The 23,451-nt window shown below is 66.0% G+C and carries 24 protein-coding genes; 12 read left to right on the top strand and 12 right to left on the bottom strand.

All coding sequences use genetic code 11. The features are described from left to right. Positions 1 to 82: 82 nt before the first annotated feature. Positions 83 to 538 carry a DUF6163 family protein gene (locus tag C4E04_RS09625; protein WP_109597084.1) on the bottom strand — a complete coding sequence of 152 codons (456 nt, stop codon included), beginning with the start codon at positions 536 to 538 and terminating at the stop codon, positions 83 to 85. Continuing rightward, a complete protein-coding gene (locus C4E04_RS09620; protein ID WP_109597082.1) occupies positions 538 to 1,590 on the bottom strand; it encodes an enoyl-CoA hydratase/isomerase family protein in 1,053 nt (350 codons plus the stop codon). Before C4E04_RS09620 ends, C4E04_RS09625 begins: the two co-directional genes overlap by 1 nt. Positions 1,591 to 1,798: 208 nt before the next feature. Here C4E04_RS09620 and hemB point away from each other — a divergent pair, with 208 nt between their 5' ends. The 5 genes from hemB (at position 1,799) to C4E04_RS09595 (ending at position 6,952) form a co-directional block, all read left to right on the top strand. Further along, positions 1,799 to 2,839, top strand: a complete 1,041-nt coding sequence (gene hemB / locus C4E04_RS09615; RefSeq protein ID WP_109597080.1) for a porphobilinogen synthase — start codon at positions 1,799 to 1,801, stop codon at positions 2,837 to 2,839. Between the two features lie 72 nt (positions 2,840 to 2,911). Beyond that, a complete protein-coding gene (locus tag C4E04_RS09610; protein WP_245416313.1) occupies positions 2,912 to 4,204 on the top strand; it encodes a branched-chain amino acid ABC transporter permease in 1,293 nt (430 codons plus the stop codon). 33 nt (positions 4,205 to 4,237) lie between these two features. Next, positions 4,238 to 5,479, top strand: a complete 1,242-nt coding sequence (locus C4E04_RS09605) for a threonine ammonia-lyase (RefSeq protein WP_371682047.1) — start codon at positions 4,238 to 4,240, stop codon at positions 5,477 to 5,479. A 14-nt stretch (positions 5,480 to 5,493) separates the two neighbouring features. Continuing rightward, positions 5,494 to 5,976 (top strand): RDD family protein, encoded by a 483-nt coding sequence (locus tag C4E04_RS09600; RefSeq protein WP_109597075.1) that lies wholly within the window; start codon positions 5,494 to 5,496, stop codon positions 5,974 to 5,976. A gap of 229 nt (positions 5,977 to 6,205) precedes the next feature. After that, positions 6,206 to 6,952: an arginyltransferase gene (locus C4E04_RS09595; protein WP_109597074.1), complete on the top strand. Its 747-nt coding sequence runs from the start codon at positions 6,206 to 6,208 to the stop codon at positions 6,950 to 6,952. Positions 6,953 to 6,980: 28 nt separating this feature from the next. On the opposite strand, the gene C4E04_RS09590 is transcribed toward C4E04_RS09595, so the two are convergent. The 4 genes from C4E04_RS09590 to recO form a co-directional block, all read right to left on the bottom strand. Further along, positions 6,981 to 7,265 carry a hypothetical protein gene (locus C4E04_RS09590; protein ID WP_109597072.1) on the bottom strand — a complete coding sequence of 95 codons (285 nt, stop codon included), beginning with the start codon at positions 7,263 to 7,265 and terminating at the stop codon, positions 6,981 to 6,983. Between the two features lie 172 nt (positions 7,266 to 7,437). Beyond that, on the bottom strand, positions 7,438 to 7,782 hold the full coding sequence (locus C4E04_RS09585) for a hypothetical protein (RefSeq protein ID WP_109597071.1): 345 nt from the start codon (positions 7,780 to 7,782) through the stop codon (positions 7,438 to 7,440). Positions 7,783 to 8,141: 359 nt separating this feature from the next. Further along, positions 8,142 to 10,391 (bottom strand): DNA topoisomerase IV subunit A, encoded by a 2,250-nt coding sequence (gene parC, locus C4E04_RS09580; protein WP_109597069.1) that lies wholly within the window; start codon positions 10,389 to 10,391, stop codon positions 8,142 to 8,144. Positions 10,392 to 10,456: 65 nt separating this feature from the next. After that, the gene (gene recO / locus C4E04_RS09575; RefSeq protein ID WP_109597067.1) at positions 10,457 to 11,188 is read right to left on the bottom strand and encodes a DNA repair protein RecO; all 732 of its coding nucleotides are present in this window, start codon (positions 11,186 to 11,188) and stop codon (positions 10,457 to 10,459) included. Positions 11,189 to 11,398: 210 nt separating this feature from the next. Here recO and C4E04_RS09570 point away from each other — a divergent pair, with 210 nt between their 5' ends. From C4E04_RS09570 to C4E04_RS09560, 3 genes are all read left to right on the top strand, one after another. After that, complete coding sequence (locus tag C4E04_RS09570) at positions 11,399 to 13,243, top strand: OmpA family protein (RefSeq protein WP_174219263.1); 1,845 nt, start codon at positions 11,399 to 11,401, stop codon at positions 13,241 to 13,243. Positions 13,244 to 13,488: 245 nt separating this feature from the next. Further along, on the top strand, positions 13,489 to 15,240 hold the full coding sequence (locus C4E04_RS09565; protein WP_109597066.1) for a methyl-accepting chemotaxis protein: 1,752 nt from the start codon (positions 13,489 to 13,491) through the stop codon (positions 15,238 to 15,240). A 76-nt stretch (positions 15,241 to 15,316) separates the two neighbouring features. Next, positions 15,317 to 15,946 carry a LysE family translocator gene (locus tag C4E04_RS09560; protein WP_109597064.1) on the top strand — a complete coding sequence of 210 codons (630 nt, stop codon included), beginning with the start codon at positions 15,317 to 15,319 and terminating at the stop codon, positions 15,944 to 15,946. A 4-nt stretch (positions 15,947 to 15,950) separates the two neighbouring features. Here the strand turns inward: C4E04_RS09560 and era are convergent, their stop codons facing one another. The 6 genes from era to C4E04_RS09530 form a co-directional block, all read right to left on the bottom strand. Next, a complete protein-coding gene (gene era / locus C4E04_RS09555) occupies positions 15,951 to 16,859 on the bottom strand; it encodes a GTPase Era (protein WP_109597062.1) in 909 nt (302 codons plus the stop codon). Further along, a complete protein-coding gene (gene rnc, locus C4E04_RS09550) occupies positions 16,852 to 17,640 on the bottom strand; it encodes a ribonuclease III (protein ID WP_109597060.1) in 789 nt (262 codons plus the stop codon). Before rnc ends, era begins: the two co-directional genes overlap by 8 nt. Next, entirely contained in the window at positions 17,567 to 18,343 is a 777-nt protein-coding gene (lepB, locus tag C4E04_RS09545; RefSeq protein ID WP_109597058.1) for a signal peptidase I, read from the bottom strand. Before lepB ends, rnc begins: the two co-directional genes overlap by 74 nt. A 98-nt stretch (positions 18,344 to 18,441) precedes the next feature. After that, positions 18,442 to 18,843, bottom strand: coding sequence for a holo-ACP synthase (gene acpS, locus C4E04_RS09540; protein ID WP_109597057.1), 402 nt, complete (start codon positions 18,841 to 18,843; stop codon positions 18,442 to 18,444). Between the two features lie 6 nt (positions 18,844 to 18,849). Continuing rightward, a complete protein-coding gene (locus tag C4E04_RS09535; protein ID WP_109597055.1) occupies positions 18,850 to 19,635 on the bottom strand; it encodes a pyridoxine 5'-phosphate synthase in 786 nt (261 codons plus the stop codon). Positions 19,636 to 19,757: 122 nt separating this feature from the next. Beyond that, the gene (locus C4E04_RS09530) at positions 19,758 to 20,552 is read right to left on the bottom strand and encodes an aldo/keto reductase (RefSeq protein WP_109597053.1); all 795 of its coding nucleotides are present in this window, start codon (positions 20,550 to 20,552) and stop codon (positions 19,758 to 19,760) included. 367 nt (positions 20,553 to 20,919) lie between these two features. On the opposite strand from C4E04_RS09530, the gene rpsF reads away from it, so the two are divergent. From rpsF to rplI, 4 genes are all read left to right on the top strand, one after another. Next, a complete protein-coding gene (gene rpsF, locus C4E04_RS09525; RefSeq protein ID WP_109597051.1) occupies positions 20,920 to 21,321 on the top strand; it encodes a 30S ribosomal protein S6 in 402 nt (133 codons plus the stop codon). Positions 21,322 to 21,323: 2 nt separating this feature from the next. Next, on the top strand, positions 21,324 to 21,575 hold the full coding sequence (rpsR, locus tag C4E04_RS09520; RefSeq protein ID WP_109597049.1) for a 30S ribosomal protein S18: 252 nt from the start codon (positions 21,324 to 21,326) through the stop codon (positions 21,573 to 21,575). 123 nt (positions 21,576 to 21,698) lie between these two features. Further along, on the top strand, positions 21,699 to 22,673 hold the full coding sequence (locus C4E04_RS09515) for a DUF2232 domain-containing protein (protein WP_109597047.1): 975 nt from the start codon (positions 21,699 to 21,701) through the stop codon (positions 22,671 to 22,673). 25 nt (positions 22,674 to 22,698) lie between these two features. Beyond that, positions 22,699 to 23,262 (top strand): 50S ribosomal protein L9, encoded by a 564-nt coding sequence (gene rplI / locus C4E04_RS09510; RefSeq protein ID WP_109597045.1) that lies wholly within the window; start codon positions 22,699 to 22,701, stop codon positions 23,260 to 23,262. Positions 23,263 to 23,451 lie beyond the last annotated feature (189 nt).

Below are 23,451 nucleotides of genomic sequence, written 5' to 3'. Positions count from 1 at the left end.
CATTCCTATTTCTAGGACTCTTTTTCTGGCTCGGAGGACGTATTAGCCATCCCGGCCTCATCTTTCCTAGGGAACGCCGGATTTACTTCTCCTGCGCCTCGAGCCACGCGATGCCGAGGTAGACGGCGATCAGCGCGAAGAAAAAGGCCATTGTCAGGAGGCCGCTGGAAACGACGCTCGGAAAGAAGGCCGCGAGAACCAGATGGCTCATGACGGCCAGGAGCCACATGATGCCGCCCCAGGAACTTCCCATCCACAGCCCGACGGCGGCGATGAGATCGATGATGGCGAAGTAGATGATGGTCGCCTGGTAGCCGGTGGTGCGGCTCTCGAAATGGCCGGGCGTCCAGATCCCGAGAATCAACGCCCAGGCGCTCAGGCCCTTCATGATCCACAGGATCGCGAGGATCCGCATGTACCAGGTGAGGACGAACCCCCAGCGCAGGGCGGCGGGCGAGGCCGGCCGCTCCTCGATCCGGTCCGAGGCATGGTCCTTGGCCAGGTCGAGGGTGCCCTTCTGGCTGGCGGAACGGGGCATCAGGCAATCTCCAGTTCATCGGGGCCGAGACCGCCGAAATAGCCGTCCACGGTCGCCGGGTCGAGGGCGTCCAGGGTCGCGGGCCGCCATTGGGGTGCCCCGTCCTTGTCGACCAGGGTTGCCCGCACGCCTTCGTAGAAGTCGTGTCCGTCGATGATCCGCGACACGATGCGGAACTCGGTGCGCATCGCCTCCACGAAATCGAGCGAACGCCCCCGCCGCACCTGCTCGAAGGCAATCGAGAGGCTGGTCGGGGACTTCGTCCGAATGGTGGCCGCAAGGGTACCGGCATGCTCCGAGCCCTTTTCGGCCGCCTTATCGAGGCGCCGGAGGATCGCCGGGACGCTCTCGGCGGAGAAACAGGCGTCGATCAGTTCACGATGGGCCGCAAGCGGCGCTGGGCCCGGATCGACGCTGGCGCCTGCCAGGACCTCCTCCACGGGCATTCCGGCAACCAGGGCCTCCCGCACCTCCCCCATGCGCCCGCTATCCACCGCATGGGTGGCGAGGCCCAGCAGAACGGCGTCGGCGCGGCGGATCCGCTCGCCCGTCAGGGCGATGTACATGCCCATCTCGCCGGGGAGGCGCGGCAGCGCATAAGTGGCGCCGACATCCGGGAAGAAGCCAATCCCGACTTCCGGCATGGCGAAAAGATAGCGCTCCCCCGCGACCCGATGGCTGCCGTGAAGGGATATCCCGACGCCCCCGCCCATGACGATCCCGTCGATCAGCGACACGTAGGGCTTCGGGTACCGCTTGATCAGGGCGTTCAGCCGGTATTCCTCCCGCCAGAAATCCAGCGCCTCCGCCTTGCGGCCCTCCCGCCCGAGCTCCGTCAGATGGCGGATATCCCCACCGGCGCAGAAGGCCTTCTCGCCTGCCCCCAGAACGACGACCCGCGTGACGGCCGGATCCTTCGCCCAGGCTTCCAGCGCCCGGGTCATCTCCTCGACCATGCCGAGATTCAGGGCATTGAGGGCCCGGGGCCGGTTGAGCGTGACGAGGCCCGCCGCTCCTTGCCGCTCGCAGAGGATGTCCGTGCTGTGGTCCATGGGAGACCTTCCGTCCTTCGGTTCCAAGGGCATAAAACAAGAGCCTGCGGGACCGTCAATTGCGCCTGCGGCCGAGCTTGCGAGCTTGGAGGCGGGACCGCCGCGCCGCAACCCTCTCATGCGGCGCCGGGACCTTTTTTAGACTCGCTCAAATGTGCTAACCCTCTGCCATTCGCCGGCACGCGAAGCCGGCCCTGGACCAGGATCCATGTCGAAGCTGTCTCCCCTGCACCGTCCCGCCGCCCCCGAAGCCGCCCCGTCCCTGGCTCTGCCCCAGCGCCTGCGACGCAACCGCAAGGCGGAGTGGTCGCGGCGCCTCGTGCGGGAGAACGTGCTCACGACCGACGACCTGATCTGGCCGATCTTCCTCACCGAAGGCGCGAGCGGAAGGGAGGCGGTGACCTCCATGCCGGGCGTTGAGCGGCTGACGGTCGTCGAGGCCGTCCGCGAGGCCGAGCGGGCCGCGGCACTGCGCATTCCGGCGCTTGCCCTGTTTCCCTATACGGACCCGACCCTGCGCGACCCGACGGGCTCGGAATCCCTCAACGCCCGCAACCTAGTGTGCCGCGCGGTGCGGGAGATCAAGCGGGCCGTGCCGGAGATCGGCATCGTCACGGACGTGGCGCTCGATCCCTATACGAGCCACGGCCATGACGGCGTGATGGACGGCGAACGGATTCTCAACGACGAGACGGTGGCGCTGCTCGCGCGCCAGGCCGTCCTGCAGGCCGAGGCCGGCGCCGACATCATCGCCCCCTCGGACATGATGGACGGCCGGATCGGCGCGATCCGTCAGGCCCTCGATGAGGCCGGCTTCCAGGACGTGCAGATCATGGCCTATGCGGCCAAATACGCCTCGGCCTTCTACGGCCCGTTCCGGGACGCCATCGGCACCAGCGCGACCCTCGTGGGCGACAAGCGGACCTACCAGATGGACCCGGCCAATTCCGACGAGGCCCTGCGCGAGGTCGCGCTCGACCTGGACGAGGGCGCCGACATGATCATGGTCAAGCCCGGCCTGCCCTATCTCGACATCGTCCGACGCGTGAAGGACACCTTCGCGGTCCCGACCTTCGCCTATCAGGTGTCGGGCGAGTACGCGATGATCCAGGCCGCGGCGGCGAATGGCTGGCTCGACGGCGAGAAGGCCATGATGGAAAGCCTTCTGGCCTTCAAACGCGCGGGGGCGGACGGCATCCTGACCTATTTCGCCCCAAGGGTCGCCGAGAAGCTGAAGGCCCAGGGCTGATCGCCCTCCATGGCTCACCCCGGCCCGTTTCGAGCATGGCGGCTTGCCCTGCTTGGAGCGGCCTTGGCGCTTATGTCCGGCTGTGCTCTGTCGATAGACGCGGAGCAGACCCGGGTCTGCCGGACCGCCCTGCCGGCCGTCAATCCGGGAGCGCGGATCACGGTGCAACGGGTGGAGCGGGGTCAAGGCCCGCACAGCCTCGTGATCTTCTACGCGGCCGAATACCCCGACCGGCCTCCCCTCGACCGTTTCGTGCTCTGCCGGTTCGCGGCAGAAGGGCTTTCGCCCGACAAGGCGGAGATGACGGCTCTGGCGACTGAGAGCGGCCCCATCTCCGGCGCCAGCCTCTATTTCCTCAAGCACTACTACATCGACACGCCGGAGGGCGTGGCGAACGACCCCGGAAGCCCGCCCCTGGCGGAGGTGGCCGAGATCCCGGCCGAAGCTGCCTATTCGCTCCAGCAACTCGTCGCCAGCCTGCCCCGCACGGCCATCTACGCCCTCCTCGCGGTCGCCTATGCGCTCGTGTTCGGCCTCAGCGGGCGGATCAATCTCGCCTTCGGAGAACTCGCGGCGGTCGGCTCCGCCGCCACCGTGGCGGGAGCGTCCATCGCGCTCGCGGCCGGTATCAGCACCCCGGTGGTCGGGCTCGCGGCAGGGCTGCTCGCGGCCCTGTTCGCGGCCGCCATGCATGGTGCCGTGGGCGGCATCTTCACCATCGGACGGATCCGGACCGCCAGCAGCCAGCCGAGCCTGATCGCGACGGTCGGCCTGTCCCTGTTCCTGATGGAATATCTGAGGCTGGTGCAGAGCCCGGTCACGGTCTGGCTGCCGCCGGTCTGGTCGGAGCAATGGCCGCTCGCCCGGGCGGGCGATTTCCTCGTGACCCTGACGCCGCTCTCTCTCGTGACCGCCTCGATCGGGCTCTTCGCCGCCTTGGGCCTGATCTTCCTGATGAAGGCGACGGAGTTCGGTCTCGCCTGGCGAGCTTATGCGGACGATTCCCGCGCCGCCACGCTCTTCGGCATCGATGGTGACCGCCTTCTCGTCCAGACCCTCGCGCTCGCGGGCGGCATGGCGGGCCTCTCAGGCATGCTGATCGTCGCGCAATATGGCGGCCTGGGCTTTGCGGGCGGTTTCCAGTACGGGCTGAAGGCGCTGATCGCTGCCGTGATCGGCGGCATCGGTTCGATTCCGGGCGCGCTCATGGGCGGGGTCGCAGTGGGATTGTTCGAAACCCTCTGGTCCGCTTATCTACCCATCGAGGCCCGGGACATGGCGCTCTATGCCGCCCTGGTGGTGTTTCTGATCTTTCGTCCGGGAGGCCTTCTCGGCATGAGGGAGCTGACACCGCGCAGCGTCTGACGAACGGGACGACAAGAAGAACCGGAGGATATCTTGGCAGACTTTGCCATCACCATCGACGACGTGAAGAGCGCCGCCGCCACCATACGGGGCCAAGTGCTGCGCACTCCTCTGGTCCCGGCCCCACGCCTGTCGCACCTGACTGGCGCGACCGTCTGCGTCAAGCATGAGAACATGCAGCCGACCGGCTCGTTCAAGGAGCGCGGAGCGGTGGTCAAGCTCGAAAGCCTCACGCCCGAGGAGCGCCGCCGCGGCGTGATCGCCATGTCGGCCGGCAATCACGCGCAGGCCGTGGCTTACCACGCACGGCGCCTCGGCATCCCGGCCACCATCGTGATGCCCGTGGGCACGCCCATGGTGAAGGCCGAGAACACCCGCTCCTATGGAGCGCGGGTCGTCCTGCACGGAGAGACCCTTTACGAATCGGCCGACCGGGCCCGCGAGATCGCGGCTGCCGAGGGGCTTGTCCTCGTACATCCCTATGACGACCCCAAGATCATGGCCGGCCAGGGCACCATCGGCCTGGAAATCCTGGAAGACGCGCCGGATCTCGACCAGATCGTCGTGCCCATCGGAGGCGGCGGGCTGATCTCGGGCATTGCGGTCGCGGTCAAGGCCATCAATCCCTCGATCGAAATCATCGGCGTCGAGGCGGCGCTCTATCCCTCGTTCCAGAACGCGATCCGCCACGAGGATAGGCCCATCGGCGGCGCGACGCTTGCGGAGGGCATTGCCGTGAAGGCCGTGGGGCAGCTCCCCCTGCCTATCGTGCGGGACCTGGTCTCCGACATCATCCTGGTCGAGGAGCCGCTCATCGAGCGGGCCGTCAACGCCTATGCGACCCTGCAGCGGACTATGGCGGAGGGCGCCGGTGCGGCGGGGCTCGCGGCCATGCTGGCGCAGCCGGAGCGTTTCAAGGGCAAGCGGGTCGGCCTCGTGCTCTGCGGCGGCAACATCGATGCCCGCATCCTCGCCTCCGTCATGGTTCGCGAACTGGAGCGGGACGAGCGCATCACCTCGTTCCGGATCACGTCGAACGACCGTCCCGGCCTCCTCGGCAAGGTGGCGACCCGGCTCGGGGATCTCGGGGCCAATATCCTGGAGGTTTCGCACGGGCGTCTCTTCCTCGACGTCCCGGCCAAAGGGGTTTCCATCGACATCACCATCGAAACCCGCGACAGACAACATACATGGGAGATATTCGAAGCCCTGGCGGCGGATGGGCTCGCTCCGAAACGGATCGATTCCCACGGCCTGTCCGAGACCGCCTATTGAGAGGAGCAGAGCCTATGGCCAGCCGGCCCGTACCGACCATCAACCCGACGGTCTATGCCGTCGAGCGCTACGCGACCGAGGGCGTCATCAGCCGCCGCTTCTGGGCCTATCTCATCGACCTCGTCGTGATCTCGTTCTGGTTCCTCCTGGTGTGCCTTGCCCTGGTGGTTCTGGGGCCGCTCACCCTGGGGCTGACCTGGGTCGTCCTTGCGGTCGGCCTGCCCATCGCGGGGCTGACCTTCGTCATCTACAACGCCATTACGATCGGCGGGTCCGCCCAGGCCACGGTCGGGATGCGGGCCATGGGCCTGCGGGTGGTCGATCCTCATACGGCCGCGCCCGTGTCGATGCTGGCGGCCGCCGTCCACGCGCTCCTGTTCTACGTGGCGGTCTCCACCTTCCTGCTCTGGGCCGGCGACGTGCTGATCGGTTTCGCGCGGGATGACCGCCGCTTCGCCCGGGACCTTCTGACCGGCATGATGGTGATCCGGATCTAGAGCCTCGGACGCAAAAGTGGGAACCGGTTTTGCGTGCAAAGATGCTCGGCAACAAAAGCTTAAAGTCTCGGACGTGAGGTCGATATCACGTCCGAAACTTTAGAAGGCGCCGGGCTGCGGCATTCCGGGCTTTTCCTGCGACGCCTCTTTTCATGGACGTGGCGGGCACCAATGTTATCCTTGAGCGTTGAACCTAGCGCTCAAGGTTCCTCACTGGGGCAATAAAAGCTTGACGAGTCAGCCTCGCGACGCACCGCAATTCTACCTCACGTCTCCGTCCTCCTGCCCCTACCTGCCGGGCAAGGAGGAGCGGAAGGTCTTTACCCATATTGTGGGTCGGCGAGGGCGTGAGCTGAACGAGATCCTGACCCAGGGCGGCTTCCGCCGCTCGCAGACCATCGCCTATCGGCCTGCCTGCGATACCTGCCGCGCCTGCGTCTCGGTTCGCGTCATCGTCGACGAGTTCAAGCCCTCGGGCAACCTGCGGCGCGTCCTGCGGGATAATGCGGACCTGATCGGTCATACGATTCCGAACCGCCCGTCCTCAGAGCAGTATTCCCTGTTCCGGCGCTATCTCGACGCCCGTCACGCCGATGGCGGCATGGCCGACATGACCGTGCTCGATTATTCCATGATGGTCGAGGACAGCCATGTGGACACGCATATCGTCGAGTACCGTCGCCGCGGCATCGACAGCGGCATCACCGGAAAGGGCGCGGGCGACCTCATCGCCGTCTGCCTCACGGACGCCATGAGCGACGGGCTCTCGATGGTCTATTCCTATTACGACCCAGCCCTGCAGGACCGCAGCCTCGGCACCTTCATCATCCTCGACCACATCGCTCGCGCGAAGGCGATGGGCCTGCCCTACCTCTATCTCGGCTATTGGGTCGAGGGTTCGAAGAAGATGGGCTACAAGGCCCGCTTCAAGCCGCAGGAGCGCCTTATGGCTCACGGCTGGGCGCGGGTGGGATAGCCCACCCGCAGATGAAGTTTTTCGCAGATCAGCCGTTTTCGTCAGACGGAGCGCCGATCCGGATGCCCGGATAGCTCCGACGCGGAGCCTGACGCTGATACTGTATCGCTCCCGGGCGCGCCTCGGGGGCCTGCGAGGCCTTCTTTCCCTTCATGGGCTGACGCTGGGCAGGCACGGGCTGCGGAGCCGGCTGGGCTGCGCCGCCAATGGCATTCATAAGAGAGCCCAGGGGAACGGACTGTGCGAGAGCCGGAGATGCCGCCAGAAGCGGAGCGGCGAGAAATCCGGCCAGGACAAGCGGACGAATGACCATGGAAGTATCCTTTCGAGCAAAGCGAACGGGCCCGTAACGAGCGGGCGAAAATGCGTCCGTCGGGAGACCTCGCTTGCGCGGCGATCTCACGGGCGAACCGGACCTTCCTTATCGGAAATCACCCAGGGCCGAGCCCTCCGAACGAAGAGGGACTAAGCGTTCGGCCTCAAGATCATTCGGCAAAAGCGGCCAACAGCCACGCGATCGCGATCCAGGTTAAGCCACCCACAACGAACATGGCGCCGGTCGAAATGCCTGCTGTCCGATCCATCCAGAGCGCGCTCATGATCCTGCTCGGCTGATCCGCCGCGCTGGCCGCCATGCCGGCGGACCCGTTAGATCCAGCACCGGAACCCATGAAGATAAGTGCTCCGAGCGCACCCATTCCGAGGCCGACAAAATTGGCGGTATCGAGCCATTCCGGGAGCGAGTTTCTGCCGAGGGCCCATGCCAGCGCGGCCGTCACCACCAGGGCCAGGAGGTTCAGAGCCACCAACCCCTTGACGATGTTTTTCATGGCAGATGATCCCCTCCCCAGGCAGATCATAGTCCGGGGGTCGGCGGGCTGCACAGCGGGTGTTCTAGTCGAGTGCAGGGCGCCGTGCTCCTCCCTGCAGATCTCTCATATTCTCGGGAAGCGCTGCGCTGCTCTCCTCCCCACGGATCTCGGGTGTTCCCGAGATCCGCTCCCTCAAGACGCAAGTCGGGAACACCCGACTTGCGGTGGGGAGGAGTTGGAGTGGGGGTGTAAGCGCGACATTCTGAGAGTCCTGCGCCGACCCCCCACCCTTAATCCCCCTTGGGGGAGGGATTAAGGGTGGGGGGTCGTCCCGGTCGCGCACGACCTCTCCCATCAGGAGAGCCACAAGGGCCGCATCACTCCCCGAACTTATTGCTCTTCGGGAAGCCCTTCGGCGGGAGGCGGCCGGCCTCGGCGCGGTTGGCGACCCAGTCGCGCAGGTCTTCCTTGGCGACCGTCCAAGTGCGGCCGGCGGTGTCCTTCCAGGTCAGGCCCTCTTTCAACCGGAAGACCTTCGCGTCGGAGACGCCGCCATCCCTGTAGCGCTGCAGGCGCACGCCCTTGCCGCGGCCCATTTCCGGAACCTGCGTCACCGGGAAGATCAGGAGCTTGCGGTTCTCGCCGATGATGGCGATGTGATCGCCCTCCCCGTCCGTGCAGACGACAGCCTGGGCCGGCGCGTCGAGGTTGAGGACCTGCTTGCCCTTGCGCGTATTCGCCGTGATATCGTCGGCCGGCGCGATGAAGCCGCGCCCGTCCGAGCCGACCACCAGCAGTTTCGAACCAGCCCGGTACGGGAAGGCCGCGATGAAATCGGCGCCCTCCTCCAGGTCGACCATGAGGCGGATCGGGTCACCGAAGCCGCGCCCGCCCGGAAGCTTGGAGGCGTCGAGCGTGAAGAAGCGCCCGTTCGTCGCCACCACGATGATCTTCGACGTGGTCTCGGCGAAAAAGGCCGTCTTGAGGCTGTCGTCGCCCTTGAACTGCACGCTCGAAAGATCGGCCACATGGCCTTTCATGGCGCGGATCCAGCCCTTCTCGGACACGATCACGGTGATCGGCTCGCGCTCGACCATGGCCTCGGCGAAATCGATGTCGGAAGTGTCCGGCGCCTGGTCGAAGGTGGTGCGGCGCTTGCCCAGGGCCGTGTCGGGCCCGAAGGTCTTGCGCACCTCCTTGATCTCGGCCGTGACGGTCTTCCACTGCACCTTCTCAGAGCCGAGCAGGTTCTCGATCTTGGCCTTCTCGTCCTGAAGGGACTTCTGCTCCCGCTTCAGCTCCATCTCTTCGAGCTTGCGTAAGCTACGCAGGCGCGTATCGAGGATCGCGTTGGCCTGGACCTCCGTGAGCTTGAAGACGCGCATCAGCTCCTGCTTCGGCTCGTCCTCCTCGCGGATGATTTTGATCACCCGGTCGAGGTCGAGATAGACGATGAGCAGGCCGCCCAGGATTTCCAAGCGCCTGTCGATGGCGGCGAGCCGGAAGCTCGAACGGCGGATCAGCACCTCGCGGCGGTGGTCGAGCCATTCGCGCAGGCATTCGGCGAGCCCCAAGACCTTCGGCACCTTGCCGCCGGCGAGCACGTTCACGTTCATGGGAACGCGGCTCTCGAGCTCGGTGAGCTTGAAGAGGGATTCCATTAGAATGATGGGATCGACCGTCTTGGCCCGGGGCTCCAGCACCACGCGGATATCCTCGGCCGATTCATCGCGCACATCGGCCAGGAGCGGCAGCTTCTTCTCCTGGAGAAGTTCGGCGATCTTCTCGATGAGGCGCGATTTCGGCACCGCATAGGGAATTTCCGTGACGACGATCTGCCAGTTGCCGCGGCCGAGATCCTCCTTCGTCCAGCGGGCACGCACGCGGAAGGAGCCGCGGCCGGTCCGGTAGGTCTCGGCGATGGAATCCAACGAATCGACGACGATGCCACCGGTCGGGAAATCCGGCCCCTGGACGAATTGCCCGACGAGTTCCTCGGAGGTCGTCTTCGGATGCGCAATCAGGTGGAGCGCCGCGTCGCAAAGCTCCGCCGCATTGTGGGGCGGGATCGAGGTCGCCATGCCGACCGCGATGCCCTGGGAGCCGTTGGCGAGCAGGTTCGGGAACGCGGCCGGGAGCACGACCGGCTCCTCGTTCGCCTGGTCGTAGGTCTCACGGAAATCGACCGCGTCCTCGTCGATCCCCTCCAGAAGAAGGCGGGCGACCTCGGTCAGGCGCGCTTCCGTGTAGCGCATGGCGGCAGCGTTATCGCCGTCGATGTTGCCGAAATTGCCCTGGCCCTCGGCAAGCGGATAGCGCTGGGCGAAGTCCTGCGCCATGCGCACGAGAGCGTCGTAGATCGATTGGTCGCCATGCGGATGGTACTGACCCATCACGTCGCCGACGATGCGGGCGCATTTCTTGGGCGCCGAGCGCGGATCGAGCCGCAGGAGACGCATGGCGTGCAGAATTCGCCGGTGGACCGGCTTCAGCCCATCCCGGGCGTCGGGCAGGGCCCGGTGCATGATGGTGGACAGGGCATAGGCGAGATAGCGCTCTTCCAGCGCATCCTTGAGATGAATGTTCTCAATCTCGCCGCCTGTCGGTGGATTGACGGGCTTACCCATACGTAAAGATCCCCAAAATCGAATCGGTTCTCATTGTTGTAAATGAGAACATAACAGAAACAAACTTAAACCTCCTCCGCCGTGGCCAAGGCCACGAAGCGGGCTCGCTCCTCCGGGGCGGGCTGGCCTCGGGGATCGAACACGTTCTGATGCAGGAAGAAATCCGTGAGCGCAAATCCGTCCCGGATCTCCGACTCCCGAGGTCGGTTGGCCCGCATCTGGCCGATGAGGAAGCCCGGGAGCTTCAGGAGTCGGTCCTTGTAGGCCTCGCCCGCAGCCGCGCTCACGGCCCGGCCGCTCTTCGGCGAGACGTAGATTAGATCGTTGTGCGTGCCCGTGGCGGCGCAGGAGGACAAATCCAGGCCGAAGCCCAGCTCCGCCAGCATGGCGAGCTCGAATCGCACGAACAGGGCTGGGGCAAGGTCCCGGTCGTCCAGGTGGTCCACCAGAACTGACAAGGTCTCGTAGAGAGCCGGGTGGGGATCCCGCTCGGGCAGGCAGCGCACCAGATGGGCCAGGGTCGCGAGGCCGTAGAGCGCGAGCGGCGAGCCCATGAAATGGGCCGCCCGCAGGGAAAGCCCCTCTACCTGATAGGTCCCGAGATGCTCGTCGAGCCGGGCCCTCCAGGTCGCCTGGACGGTGTTGCCCGGCTGCAGGATGGGCTGCTGGGTCTTGGAGCGCCCACCATGCACGAGGCCGAGATGGCGGCCGTGCTCTTGGGTCATCAATTCCAGGATGACGCTCGTCTCGCCGTGTTTGCGCACGCCGAGCACGATGCCCTGATCGGTCCATTGCATGGGCTGAGGCCGCTTTCGAAATCCGGCGTTCCGAGTGTTTCGGTGGAGATTCCAATGTAGTGATCGAAAGTCCGATATTCCAGTTCTTTCAACAACATCCGGCGATTTTTTCGCACCGGACGGACACGCTTCCGAGCTCTGGAAGGGAACCGAATGTCGAGCTTGGGATTTTCGCTCTTCGACCCTGCAATAACAACCACGAACGGGATCATGAAATTATCTTCCATTCTTCTCGCCGGCACGGCCCTGCCTTTCCTCGCCCTGTCCACGGCAGCCTCTTCCATGCCGCTGCAGGCGGCCTCGCCCATCGTTCTGGCTCAGGGCGCACCGGTCGAGATGCCGCCCCGTGCCCGCCCGGGGCCGGACCAGTCGGATTCTGACGAGACAGCGCCACAGCGCCGCGGCCCGCCCGGTCGGGAGCGGGGTCCAGCAGCCCGTGGTGAAGAACCGTCTCGCCCTGCCCATCCTCCAGGGCCTCCCGGCGCACGGCCGGGCCCGTCCGGCGAACGGCCGGCCCCGCCGGCAATCGCGCCCGAGCCGCAGCCGCCCAGGGCGGCCCCGCCTCAGGAACGACAGCAATCCCCCGAGCGACCGCAGACACGGCCCGAGGAGCGTCCCTCCGGCAAGCAGGAACCGCGAGCCCAGGAACGGCCACGGGAGAGGTCTCCGGAACGTGCGCCTGACCAGCGGCCTCAGGAGCGGCCCCAGGCTGCGCCCGACCGTGGCCCGCCGTCTCCGAGCACATCCCCGACCGAGGCTCCGAACCGCCAGCCACCGGCGGAACGCCTGGCGCCCCCCGGTTCGCGTGCAGCTCCGCCGTCCGATACCAATCGCCAGATCGCTCCGCGCTCGGCGCCCTCTGCCGCTCCAACCGGCGAAACGGCTCCCGCGCAGAAGTCGGCGCCTACTCCGACCGCTCCTACACCCCAGGCGCCGCAGCGCTCCCTGGCTCCGGCCCAGCAGCCTTCCGCTCAGCCGCCTGCCCCGCCACCCTCAGCTGCGCCTGCTCCGACTGCCGCACCGACCCAGCCGCCTGCACCCACCCTGCAAGGCATCCGGCCTCCCCCGCCTCCCGGCGCGCCCACCGAAGCGCGTCAGGCAGGCGAGCGGGATGTGCAGAGCTTCGAGGCTTTCGAGAAGGGCCGCATCGACGACCTGCGCCGTCAGCGGCGCGAGCGCACCGAGGAAGGCGGACGGCGGATCATCATCGAGGAGCCCGGTGACCGCACCATCATCCGCGAAGGCGACCGCGTCATCATCCGCCACGACGAGACCGACCGCTTCCGTCGCACCTATAGCGATGCGGACGTGCGCCAGGAGCGCCGGGGCTCGGAGAACGTCACCATCGTCCGCCGGCCCGACGGTACCGAGATCGTCACGGTCGTGGACCAGGACGGACATCTCGTGCGCCGAATCCGGCGTGAGCCGGCGGGCCGCGAGGTGGTGCTGATCGACAACCGGCGTGACCGCCGTCGGGACGGCTATTTCGTCGAGGACGTGGTGCGCTTGCCGCCTCCGGTGGTGCGCATCCCGCGCGAGGAATACATCGTCGACGTGGAGGACGCTTCGGAGGATCAGCTGGTCGAGGCCTTCACGGCCCCGCCGGTGGAGCGGATCGAGCGCGCCTACACCCTCGACGAGGTCCGCCAGAGCGCGCCCTTGCGCGAACGGATGCGGCGGGTCGACCTCGATACCGTCACGTTCGACACCGGCTCCTGGGCCCTGCCCGAAGTTCAGATCGGCGCCATGACGGGTATCGCCGAGGCGATCCGGCGGGCGCTCGACAGGAACCCCAACGAGATCTTCCTCGTGGAGGGACACACGGATGCGGTCGGGTCCGACGAGGACAACCTGACTCTGTCCGACCGGCGCGCCGAGACGGTGGCGACGCTCCTCACCCGGCGCTTCGGCATTCCGGCCGAAAACCTCACGACGCAGGGTTACGGAGAGCAGTACCTGAAAGTCGACACGCAAGGAGCGGAGCGCCAGAACCGCCGCGTGACCATCAGGCGGATCACGCCTCTGCTCCAGGGCCAGAACCAGGCGCCGCAATAAGCGTCCGTTCCTACGCCCTTTAAACGACGTCCCCTTCGCCCGGCCATGGCAATTCTTGGCCGGGCGAAGTCATTCGTGGTCCAAGATTCCGAGGTTCAACAACCACCATTTCGGTCGGCGACGATGCATGCAGCAAGTCTTGCCCAAGTCGATACTTAAGACTTTGGACGAATAGGACAGATTTCTCTTTATTTAACCTTTTAACCTGACGCTGCGTCAACGCCATCAATCATAAGAGTGGAACGATGCTCGGCCTCCTGCGACGCGCGCCGCAACCGGTCCCGCCCGATACGAGCGCTCAGGTGGACACGCCTGCTCCTGCCCCGCTGTCGGACGTATCCAGGGAGCGGCTCGACACCGAGGCCGTGGATGGCCTCGAGGCGGACGTTCTCAAAGCCATCTCGGGCGTTACCCGGGCCATCGCGGAGGCTGCCTCCGACGTGGCAGCCGTCGAGCGGGACCTGACGGCCATCCGCAGCCATGCGGGCGAGCTTGCGACCTCGGGTCGGTCGGCCTCCGGCGAGACCGTGTCGCTGGCTTCCTCGACGGAGGAGCTCGCCGCAACATCGGCCGAGATTGGCCGTGCCATGGATCAGGCCAATGCGCGTCTTTCGGGCGCCGTGGAAGCGGCCCAGAAGGCCGGCGAGCTGATTGCCCAACTCTCCGCCGCAACGGCCGAGATCGTCGGCATCGTCGACACAATTTCGGCCGTGGCACGCCAGACCAACCTTCTGGCACTCAACGCGACGATCGAGGCAGCGCGTGCAGGTGCGGCCGGCAAGGGCTTCGCGGTTGTCGCCGGAGAGGTGAAGGCCCTCTCGGTCGAGACGGGCAACGCGGCCGACGATATCCGCCTGCGCGTCGCACGGCTGCGCGAAACCGCCACCGCCTCTACGGCGGCCGTGACCGAGATTACTCATGTGGTCCGGGACGTGCAGCCGGTCTTCGATACCGTGCGACGGGCCGTGAGCGAGCAGGATACGGCCATCGGCGAAGTCGCCCGTCTGGCCAATGCGACCTCCGCCAGCGTGAGCCAGGTGAGTGAGCGCGCGACGGAGGTCGACCGCATCTCGCTGCAGGCCAGCGACCTTGCCCATCGGGCCGATCGGGCGACCACATCAGCGGACGCGCTCGCAAAGGCGCTTGGCCAGAGGTTCGTCACCGTCATCCGCCAGAGCGAGCTCGGAGACCGGCGCCGCTCCGACCGATTCCCGGTGGACCGCCCGGCCGTGCTTCTGGCCGAGGGCCGCAATTTCCCGTCCCGCCTCGTGGATGTGAGCATGGGCGGAGCTCTTCTGGCCGCGCCGACCGGCGCTGCCCTCAAGATGGGGCTTTCGGCTGAACTCGACCTGCGCGGCGTCGGGCGAGCCAAGGTGCGGATTGTCGCCGCGAGTCCCATGGGCATTCACTGCGCTTTCACGGATCTCGATACGGACAGCCGCACGCGCATGGAGCGCTTCGTCGCCCAGGTGGAGGAAAGCTACCGTCCCCGGATCCTCCTGGCGCAGGAAACCGCGCGCCGGATCGAGGACCTGATCGGGCAGGCGCTGTCGGACGGCTCCCTGTCGCGCGAGGCAATCTTCGACACCGACTATCGGGCCGTTCAGGGGACAGATCCGATCCAGTACGAGACGACCTATCTCAAGCTTTTCGAGCGCCTCCTGCCGCCTGTGATAGAGCCCGTGCTGGCCGCCGACCCCAAGATGGCTTTCTGCCTCGCCATCGACCGGAACGGCTATATCCCGGTCCATAACCGGCTCTATTCGCAGGCCCAGCGGCCGGGCGATCCGGCCTGGAATGCAGCCAATGCTAGGAACAAGCGCATTTTCGACGATAGGGCGGGCATAACGGCCGCGCGCTCCACACGGCCCTTCGTCGTGCAGTCCTATGCGCGCGACATGGGGGGCGGCAACATCGTCATGATGCAGGAGGTCGACGCTCCGATCCGGGTCCTGGGGCGGCACTGGGGCGGGCTGCGGACGGCCTATCGCCTGTAAGCCGCTCCGCGCTTGCACGGCAGGGAAGGCCCATGTTCTCATGCGCCTCTCCCGACTTTGCAGGAGTGAGCCAGGAATGCTCGACGCCGGCCAGCTTGCCCTTTTTCTCGCCGCCGCTCTCGTCATCGCGATCACGCCCGGCCCCGGCATCTTCTATGTCGCGGCTCGAACCCTCGCGGGCGGGCGCGCCGAGGGGCTGGCTTCGACCTTCGGAACAGGGATCGGCGGCCTCTTCCACATCGCCGCCGGGGCGCTCGGGGTCTCGGCCCTGGTGATGGCGAGCGCCGAGGCCTTCACGATCCTGAAATTCGCCGGCGCCGCCTATCTGGTCTGGCTCGGCCTCAAGACGATCCGGGAAGCCCGCTTTGCCCTGCCGCAGGGCGTGGCAAGAACGGGCGCCGGACGCGCCTTCCGCGAAGGGATTCTCGTCGAGGCTCTGAACCCCAAGACGGCCGCCTTCTTCCTTGCCTTCATTCCGCAATTCGTCGATCCGGCGCAGGGTCATGTGGCCCTTCAGTTCGCCGTTCTCGGGCTGGTCCCGGTGCTGCTGAACACGCTCGTCGACGTCGTTGTCGTCCACATGGCCGCACGGGCCCGGGACGGCCTATCCAGCCGGCCGAAGGCGATCCGCCGCATGCGCGAGGCCTCCGGCATCGTCATGTGCGGCCTGGGCGCGACGCTCGCCCTGGCACGCCGCACGGCGTAAAGCCTCAGCCTTTCGGGAATTCCAGGCCCATTTCGCGATAGCGCTCGGGGTCGTCGCCCCAGTTCTCGCGCACCTTCACGAACAGGAACAGGTGCACGGGCGCCTCGGCGATCTCGGCGATCTCCTTTCGGGCCGCCTGGCCGATGGCCTTGATCGTCTGGCCGCCCTTGCCGAGCACGATCTTGCGCTGGCTGTCCCGCTCCACGAACACGGTCTGCTCGATGCGCACGGAGCCGTCCGGCCGCTGCTGCCACTGGTCGGTTTCGACGGTCGACTGATAGGGCAGTTCCTCGTGCAGGCGCTCGTAAATCTTCTCGCGGGTGATCTCGGCCGCGAGCATGCGCAGAGGCGCATCCGAAATCTGGTCTTCCGGATAGAGCCAGGGCCCCTCCGGCATCATCTTGGCGAGTTCTGACCTCAGCCGGTCGATCCCGTCGCCGGTGAGGGCCGAGACCATGAACGTATGGGCGAAATTCACACGCTCGTTGAGCGAGGCGGCCAGCGCCAGCAATTTCGAGCGTTCGAGCACGTCGATCTTGTTGAGGATCAGCACCTTCGGCTGCTTGAGCTCCGGCAGCCTCGCGAGGATCGCGTCCGCCTCCTCGTCAACGCCCTTGCGAGCATCGAGGAGGAGCGCCACCACGTCCGCGTCCCCTGCCCCGCCCCAGGCCGACGTGACCATGGCCCGGTCGAGGCGGCGCTTGGGCTTGAAGATTCCGGGCGTGTCCACGAAGACGATCTGCGCCGAGCCCTCCACGGCGATGCCGCGCACGAGCGCCCGGGTCGTCTGGACCTTGCGGGAAACGATCGAGACCTTGGACCCGACGAGGGCGTTCAGGAGGGTCGACTTCCCGGCATTCGGGGCGCCGATGAGCGCGACGAAACCGGCCTTCGTGGGGGCTTCCTCAGCCATGGCTCTTGTCTTCCTCCGTCCAGATTCCTTCACGGACAAGAAGGCTTCTGGCCGCCTCCTGTTCCGCCGCGCGCTTCGAGGTGCCGAGGCCGAAATCACTCTCGACCCCCCGCACCTTCACAGCCACGCGGAATTTCGGCGCATGATCAGGGCCGGTCTGCTCGACCACCGTATAGGTGGGCGGCGGAAGGCCCTTGCCCTGCGCCCATTCCTGCAGAGCGCTCTTCGGATCGCGCAGGGGCCTGCGGGGCGCGTGGAGCAGGACGCCGAAGGCCCCCACCACCAAGGTCTTGGCGGCATCGTAACCACCGTCGAGGAAGACCGCCCCGATGATCGCCTCGCACACATCCGCCAGGATCGTCAGGTTGCGTCGCTCGCCCGACTGGGCCTCGCCGGCGCCGAGCCTGAGATAGGGGCCGACGTCCCAGGCGATGGCGACCTCGGCGCAGCTTTCGCGGCGGACCAGCTCCGCCAGCCGGCGGGACAACTCTCCTTCCGGCGAGTGCGGGAAGGTCTCGTAGAGCATTTCGGCCACGATCAGGCCCAGCACCCTGTCGCCCAGGAACTCCAGCCTCTGATAGCTCTGCCCGCCCGCATTCGGCGCGCTCACATGCGTGAGCGCCTCCGTCAGCAGTTCGGGCCGCTCGAAGCTGTAGCCGAGCGTCTCCTGGAGCTGGTCGGGCTGGGGCGTACGGCGAGCCACGGGATCAGCGGATCCGCTCGAACATCCGGTTCCACCGGATATGGCTCGGCCATTGCCAGGGCCGCCAGAGGGACGCATCCTCGTCGATGGAGAAGAAGATGATCTCGGCGCGGCCGACCAGATTCTCGGCCGGGACCTGCCCGACATTCGCCTCGTCGCGGGAATCCGTGGAATTGTCCCGGTTGTCGCCCATCATGAAGTAATGGTTGGGCTGGACCGTGTAGACCTCCGTATTGTCCCAATAGCCCCGGTCGCCGTCCCGCTCGATCACGTAATGGGACGTACCTTCGGGGAAGGTCTCCTTGTACCGGGGCACCGCAACCGTGCGGCCATAAAGGTCGGTGGTCTTGTAGTCGTCGACCCGCTCACGCTGGATCGGCTTGCCATTGATGTGCAGGACGCCGCCGATCACCTGGATCTTGTCGCCGGGCAGGCCCACCACGCGCTTGATGTAATCGGTCGAGTTGTCCTTCGGCAGCTTGAAGACCGCGATATCGCCGCGCTTGGGCTGCGAGCCGAAGATGCGCCCGGAGAAGACGGGCGGGCCGAAGGGGATCGAATACCGCGAATAGCCGTAGGCGTATTTGGAGACGAAGAGATAGTCGCCGATCAGCAGGGTCGGGATCAGGGATCCCGACGGAATGTTGAAGGGCTGGAACAGGACCGTCCGCACGACGACGGCGATCAGCAGGGCCTGAAGGATGACCTTGACGGTTTCCCAAAGGCCGCTTTCGTCCTTCTTGACGGTCTCGCCGGTGAATTTCTTGGCGTTATCGCTCACGTCTGTCGATCCCTGCTTGAGGAAAGAAGGCCCCCGGGCCCGTCACGGGTCGTCGCGGCGGTCTATCCCAAGGCGCGTTCCGTCGCAACGCGGCGGATTTACTTTATGGGGACGGCCTCGATGATCACGAAGGCCTGGGCCAGGGGCGGGTCGTCCGTAAGAGAGACATGCACGACCGGTTCATGCCCCTGCGGAATAAGGGTCTTCAGCCGCTCCAATGCGCCGCCCGTCAGCCGAAATGTGGGTCGGCCGGTCCGCAAGTTTACCACTTCCATGTCCCGCCAGAATACCCCGTGGCTCATTCCCGTGCCCAGGGCCTTGGCGCAGGCCTCCTTGGCGGCGAAGCGGCGGGCATAGGACGCAGCGCGGGCCGCCCTGCGGTCGCTCCTCGCCCGCTCACCCTCCGTGAAGATCCGGTGCGTGAACCGATCCCCGAAGCGCGCGAGGGAGCGCTCGATGCGGCGAATGTCGCACAGATCCGACCCGATCCCGACGATCATGGGCGGCTACCGGGCAGCCGATGCGGCATCGGCAGGCTCGCCGGCCTGAAGACGGCCCTCGTCCATGGCGATGCGCATCCCGCGCACGGCCTCGTCGAGCCCCAGGAAGATCGCCTCGCCGATCAGCGAATGGCCGATATTGAGCTCGACGATCTCCGGAATGGCTGCCACCGGCCGCACGGACTGCAGATCGAGGCCATGGCCCGCATGGATCTCGAGGCCGATTCCCGCCCCATGGGCGGCCGCTCCGCGCAGTCGCGTGAGTTCATGTTCGATCCTGGCCCGGTCGCCCTCAAGGACGGCCTCGCAATAGGTGCCCGTATGGAGCTCAACCACCGGCGCCCCGAGCTCGCAGGCGGCGTCCATGATGTCGCGCTCAGGCTCCACGAAGAGCGAGACGCGGATCCCAGCCCCCTTGAGCTCGCGGATCACCGGGCGCAGGTGGTCGGCACCGCCGATGATGTCGAGGCCACCTTCCGTGGTGCGCTCCTCCCGCTTCTCGGGCACGAGGCAGCACGCATGAGGACGCAGCCGCAGGGCGATGCCGATCATCTCCTCGGTGGCGGCCATCTCGAAATTCAGGGGTACGAAAAGCTGGCGCTTCAGCCGCTCCATATCCTGATCCCGGATATGCCGCCGGTCCTCCCGCAGATGGGCCGTGATTCCGTCCGCCCCGGCGAGGACCGCCAGATGGGCCGCCCGGATCGGATCCGGATGCGCGCCCCCGCGAGCGTTCCGGACGGTTGCGACATGGTCGATATTGACGCCGAGGCGAAGAGGAGAAGCTTTCATGAAAGTGTTTTAGCAGAGAGCGGCTTATTTCCTAGCGGCTCGTGAGTTCACCGCCGGGGCCGACAGTCAAAAAGAGTTTGCGAAGCTTACTCTGAGGGGCCAGGGATAGGGCAATCCCCTTTTCATGAGCGAGGGCCAGCTTGGGTCGCCTGCTCGAAGGCCGCGACGGACTCGTCGAGGTGCCGTTTGGATCTCGTTCCGGTCAGAATGACGCCCTTGAACGGCTGCCGCAGAACGAAGCCGAGCGCTTCGGGCAGAGCGTCGGCGGCATCGGCTGACGCGTCATGAATGAGCTGGCCCATCGCGAAGGGGCGATTGACCAGGACGGTCATCCGAGCCTGCCGCGCCATCCCGAAGGCCGGTTCGAGCGCCTCCGACAGGCGGTTATAGGGGAACTGGATATGGCTGAACCAGCCCGAACCGCAGGCCATTCGCGCGGCGCCAAGATCGGCGATACTCGCGCCGATCTTCGTGATCCCGGTGGAACGGGCGTAATCGATGGCCCGTGCGACATCCTTCGATGCCAAAGCCTCGACGGTCGCCTTGTGGATCTGGAGCACATCGATCCGTCCGAGCAGCTCCAGGCTCCGGTCAAGGCTCCGGCATAGGGCCTCATAGGAATGGTCCACGAAGCCGCTTTGCCGATCCGCGTCCCAATGCTCGCCCATCTTGGTACTGACGGTCAGCTTTGCGGCGTCTGCACCCTGGCTCTTGAGAAAATGCCCGAAAATCTGTTCGCTCGCGGCATAAGCAGGGGCCGTGTCGAAGAACCTGATGCCCCGGGCGACGGCATGGTCAAGGAGATCGAGCGCATCCCTCACCGGGGGAGGCTCGCCCTGCCGGTATCCCCAGGCCCTGCCGATGGAGAGCAGCCCGAGGCCCAGGCTCACGGATGCGTCCGGATGACGACGGCTCATGGGTGTCTTGCCTTTATCCTAGGGTCGCCTCCTCATCGGCACTGATGGAGGCTCTGCAGGGAACATCCAGCGGCGTGCCGGACGCAAGAGCCCCAGGCTGAGGGCAGAGGCCACTTTGTACAGGGTTGCCCTTCGACCCCAAATCGACTATAGGCCCCACTTCGCGTTCGCTCCGGCCGGGGGCTGAACGGACGGTGCGGCTTTGCCGTACAGGGTTTTCGGACCCGTCGTCCCGTGTCTCCGCCTTCGACAACCGCTCGGGCCTTGCAGGCTCGAAGGGCTTGGCGCCGATCGGACGCGCGAAACCGGCCCGGACACTTCTTCAAACAAGTGACAGGGCTCAACTCAAACCTGAGAAAGGCCCACTATGCCTCTCTACGAGCATGTGTTTTTGGCTCGCCAGGACGTGACGTCCCAGCAGGTCGAAGCGATGATCGACCAGTATAAGGCCGTCATCGAGCAGAATGGCGGCAAGGTCGAGAAGACCGAGATGTGGGGCGTGAAGTCCCTCGCCTACCGCATCAAGAAGAACCGCAAGGCGCATTTCACGATGTTCAACCTCGACGCTCCCGCTCAGGCGGTGGCCGAGATGGAGCGTCAGATGCGCATCAGCGAAGACATCCTTCGCTTCATGACCATCCGGGTGGAAGAGCTCGACGCCGAGCCGTCGGTGATGATGCAGAAGCGCGACCGCGACGAGCGCAAGGACCGCGAGCGCCGTGAGCGCGATGGCGGTAGCTTCGAGACCGCTGAAAGCGAGGAGGCATAATCATGGCTGCTGGTGCTGGTGGCGGCGGTGGCCGTCGTCCTTTCTTCCGTCGGCGCAAGACCTGCCCGTTCTCGGGCCCGAACGCTCCGAAGATCGACTACAAGGACACGAAGCTCCTTTCGCGCTACATCTCCGAGCGCGGCAAGATCGTGCCCTCGCGCATCACGGCCGTTTCGGCCAAGAAGCAGCGTGAGCTCGCCCAGGCGATCAAGCGCGCCCGCTTCATGGGCCTGCTGCCCTACGTGATCCGCTAAGATCCGGCGAGGCTGCGGTTTCCGCAGCCTCCCACGACCAAACCGCCCGGCGGTGAAAATCCGCCGGGTCAGTTGGGGCCAGAAGCCCCTAACCCTGCAGCAAGCAGCGGGACAGCGGGATCCATGAATTTCCTTCTTCCAGGCATCGGCGCGGGCCTCGTTTCGGCCCTCCTGACCGCGGTGATCGTCAAGGCGACCCCGCTGGCGGCCGTCCTGTATCTTCTGTCCCCCATCCCGGTCCTTATCGTCTCGCTCGGCTGGAATCACCGCGCCGGCCTCGTGGCCGCGCTCGTCGGCGGCTTGGCGATCGCCCTTGTCCTGTCGCCCATGAGCGGCCTCGGCTTCGCCCTGGTGACTGCGCTTCCAGCCTGGTGGCTCGCCTATCTCGCGCTCCTCGGCCGCCCTGCGGCGGACGGCTCCATCGAGTGGTATCCGACCGGGCGCCTCCTGACCTGGGTGGCCGCCACCGCAGCCCTGACCGTGGTCGCGGCAGGGATTGTCTCGACCGGGTGGAATTACGACACTTTCCTGGCCAATGCCCGGGAGGTCGCGGAAGCCTTCGTCAACCTGCAATTCCCGCAAGGGCAGCCCAACAGCCTGGATGCCGAGACCCGCGCAGGCGTGATCGACCTGTTCGCGCGCGTCACGCCCTTCCTGTCGGCTCAAGGGTTTACGGCCGTCCTCGCCCTCTATCTGTGGGCGGCAGCCAAGATCGTTGCCCTGTCGAAGCGCCTGCCCCGCCCGTGGCCGCCGGTTCCCGAGCTGATCATGCCGCGGACGGCTGCGATCGTCCTCGGCGCCTGCCTTCTGACACTGCCACTCGGCCTCGAGGGCTTCATCAGCGTCTTCGCGACCGCTCTCGCGGGCGCCCTGTTCATGGCCTTCGCCCTGCAGGGCCTCGCGGCCATTCACGACCGCACCCGTGGCAATGCGGTCCGCGGCTTCATCCTGAGCGCGCTCTACGTGGTGCTGTTCCTGACCCAGGGCATCCTGATGATCGCTCTGTCCCTGTTCGGCATTGCCGATTCCGTTTTCGGGCTACGCCGCCGCTTTCCTGGCCGGCGCGGGCCGAAATTGCCCCAGACCCCTTCAACCTGATCACGAACATTCAAGGAGAAAACCAATGGAAGTGATTCTTCTCGAGCGCGTCGCAAAGCTCGGCCAGATGGGCGAGACCGTGAAGGTGCGCGACGGTTATGCGCGCAACTTCCTTCTGCCACGCGGCAAGGCCCTGCGCGCCACCAAGACCAACAAAGAGCATTTCGAGAACCAGCGCGCCCAGCTTGAGGCCCGCAACCTCGAGCGCCGCAAGGAGGCCGAGGCTGTCGGCGAGAAGCTGAACGGCCAGAGCTTCGTCATCATCCGCCAGGCCGGCGAGACGGGCGTTCTCTACGGCTCGGTCTCGACCCGCGACCTCGCCGAGACGATGACCCAGAACGGCTTCTCGGTCGACCGTAACCAGATCGTCCTCAACACCCCGATCAAGACCCTGGGCATGCACCCGGTCCCGGTCGCCCTCCATCCGGAGGTCGAGGTCGAGGTGACGATCAACGTCGCCCGCAGCCCCGAGGAAGCCGAGCGTCAGGCCCGCGGCGAAGCGGTCTCGACCCGCGAGGAGACCAACCTCGACGATCTCGGCCTCGAGGTCGGTGCCGCCCTCGCCGAAGCCGGCGACGTGGAGCTCTAAGGCTTCAGACCCAAAAGTGGCTTTGCACTTTTGGGATCGATCCAGTGCTTTCTATTGAGCCGAGAGCATTGCAATGATGCTCTCGGCTCCTCGAGAACCTTGAGCGGAACAGCTTGCGTTCGTTCTCTCTTTGTTCCAAAATGGCGCTTTCCGTCGATTCGGCGGGAAGCGCTTTTTCGTTGGCGGAAC

This window comes from Microvirga sp. 17 mud 1-3 (assembly GCF_003151255.1).
GTDB lineage: Bacteria > Pseudomonadota > Alphaproteobacteria > Rhizobiales > Beijerinckiaceae > Microvirga.
Note: the sequence above shows the minus strand (reverse complement) of the source record. Positions and strands in the feature narration are given on the sequence as shown.

Bases quoted from the DNA above. Each gene is read 5' to 3' on its own strand.
- acpS (WP_109597057.1), bottom strand. From the start codon at position 18,843: ATGATCGTCGGGATCGGGTCGGATCTGTGCGACATTCGCCGCATCGAG.
- C4E04_RS09585 (WP_109597071.1), bottom strand. From the start codon at position 7,782: ATGAAAAACATCGTCAAGGGGTTGGTGGCTCTGAACCTCCTGGCCCTG.
- parC (WP_109597069.1), bottom strand. From the start codon at position 10,391: ATGGGTAAGCCCGTCAATCCACCGACAGGCGGCGAGATTGAGAACATT.
- C4E04_RS09560 (WP_109597064.1), top strand. From the start codon at position 15,317: ATGCTCGACGCCGGCCAGCTTGCCCTTTTTCTCGCCGCCGCTCTCGTC.
- rpsF (WP_109597051.1), top strand. From the start codon at position 20,920: ATGCCTCTCTACGAGCATGTGTTTTTGGCTCGCCAGGACGTGACGTCC.
- C4E04_RS09535 (WP_109597055.1), bottom strand. From the start codon at position 19,635: ATGAAAGCTTCTCCTCTTCGCCTCGGCGTCAATATCGACCATGTCGCA.
- rplI (WP_109597045.1), top strand. From the start codon at position 22,699: ATGGAAGTGATTCTTCTCGAGCGCGTCGCAAAGCTCGGCCAGATGGGC.
- C4E04_RS09515 (WP_109597047.1), top strand. From the start codon at position 21,699: ATGAATTTCCTTCTTCCAGGCATCGGCGCGGGCCTCGTTTCGGCCCTC.
- C4E04_RS09565 (WP_109597066.1), top strand. From the start codon at position 13,489: ATGCTCGGCCTCCTGCGACGCGCGCCGCAACCGGTCCCGCCCGATACG.
- C4E04_RS09610 (WP_245416313.1), top strand. From the start codon at position 2,912: ATGTCCGGCTGTGCTCTGTCGATAGACGCGGAGCAGACCCGGGTCTGC.
- recO (WP_109597067.1), bottom strand. From the start codon at position 11,188: ATGCAATGGACCGATCAGGGCATCGTGCTCGGCGTGCGCAAACACGGC.
- rpsR (WP_109597049.1), top strand. From the start codon at position 21,324: ATGGCTGCTGGTGCTGGTGGCGGCGGTGGCCGTCGTCCTTTCTTCCGT.
- C4E04_RS09625 (WP_109597084.1), bottom strand. From the start codon at position 538: ATGCCCCGTTCCGCCAGCCAGAAGGGCACCCTCGACCTGGCCAAGGAC.
- C4E04_RS09530 (WP_109597053.1), bottom strand. From the start codon at position 20,552: ATGAGCCGTCGTCATCCGGACGCATCCGTGAGCCTGGGCCTCGGGCTG.
- C4E04_RS09590 (WP_109597072.1), bottom strand. From the start codon at position 7,265: ATGGTCATTCGTCCGCTTGTCCTGGCCGGATTTCTCGCCGCTCCGCTT.
- C4E04_RS09570 (WP_174219263.1), top strand. From the start codon at position 11,399: ATGAAATTATCTTCCATTCTTCTCGCCGGCACGGCCCTGCCTTTCCTC.
- era (WP_109597062.1), bottom strand. From the start codon at position 16,859: ATGGCTGAGGAAGCCCCCACGAAGGCCGGTTTCGTCGCGCTCATCGGC.
- rnc (WP_109597060.1), bottom strand. From the start codon at position 17,640: ATGCGTCCCTCTGGCGGCCCTGGCAATGGCCGAGCCATATCCGGTGGA.
- C4E04_RS09600 (WP_109597075.1), top strand. From the start codon at position 5,494: ATGGCCAGCCGGCCCGTACCGACCATCAACCCGACGGTCTATGCCGTC.
- C4E04_RS09620 (WP_109597082.1), bottom strand. From the start codon at position 1,590: ATGGACCACAGCACGGACATCCTCTGCGAGCGGCAAGGAGCGGCGGGC.
- hemB (WP_109597080.1), top strand. From the start codon at position 1,799: ATGTCGAAGCTGTCTCCCCTGCACCGTCCCGCCGCCCCCGAAGCCGCC.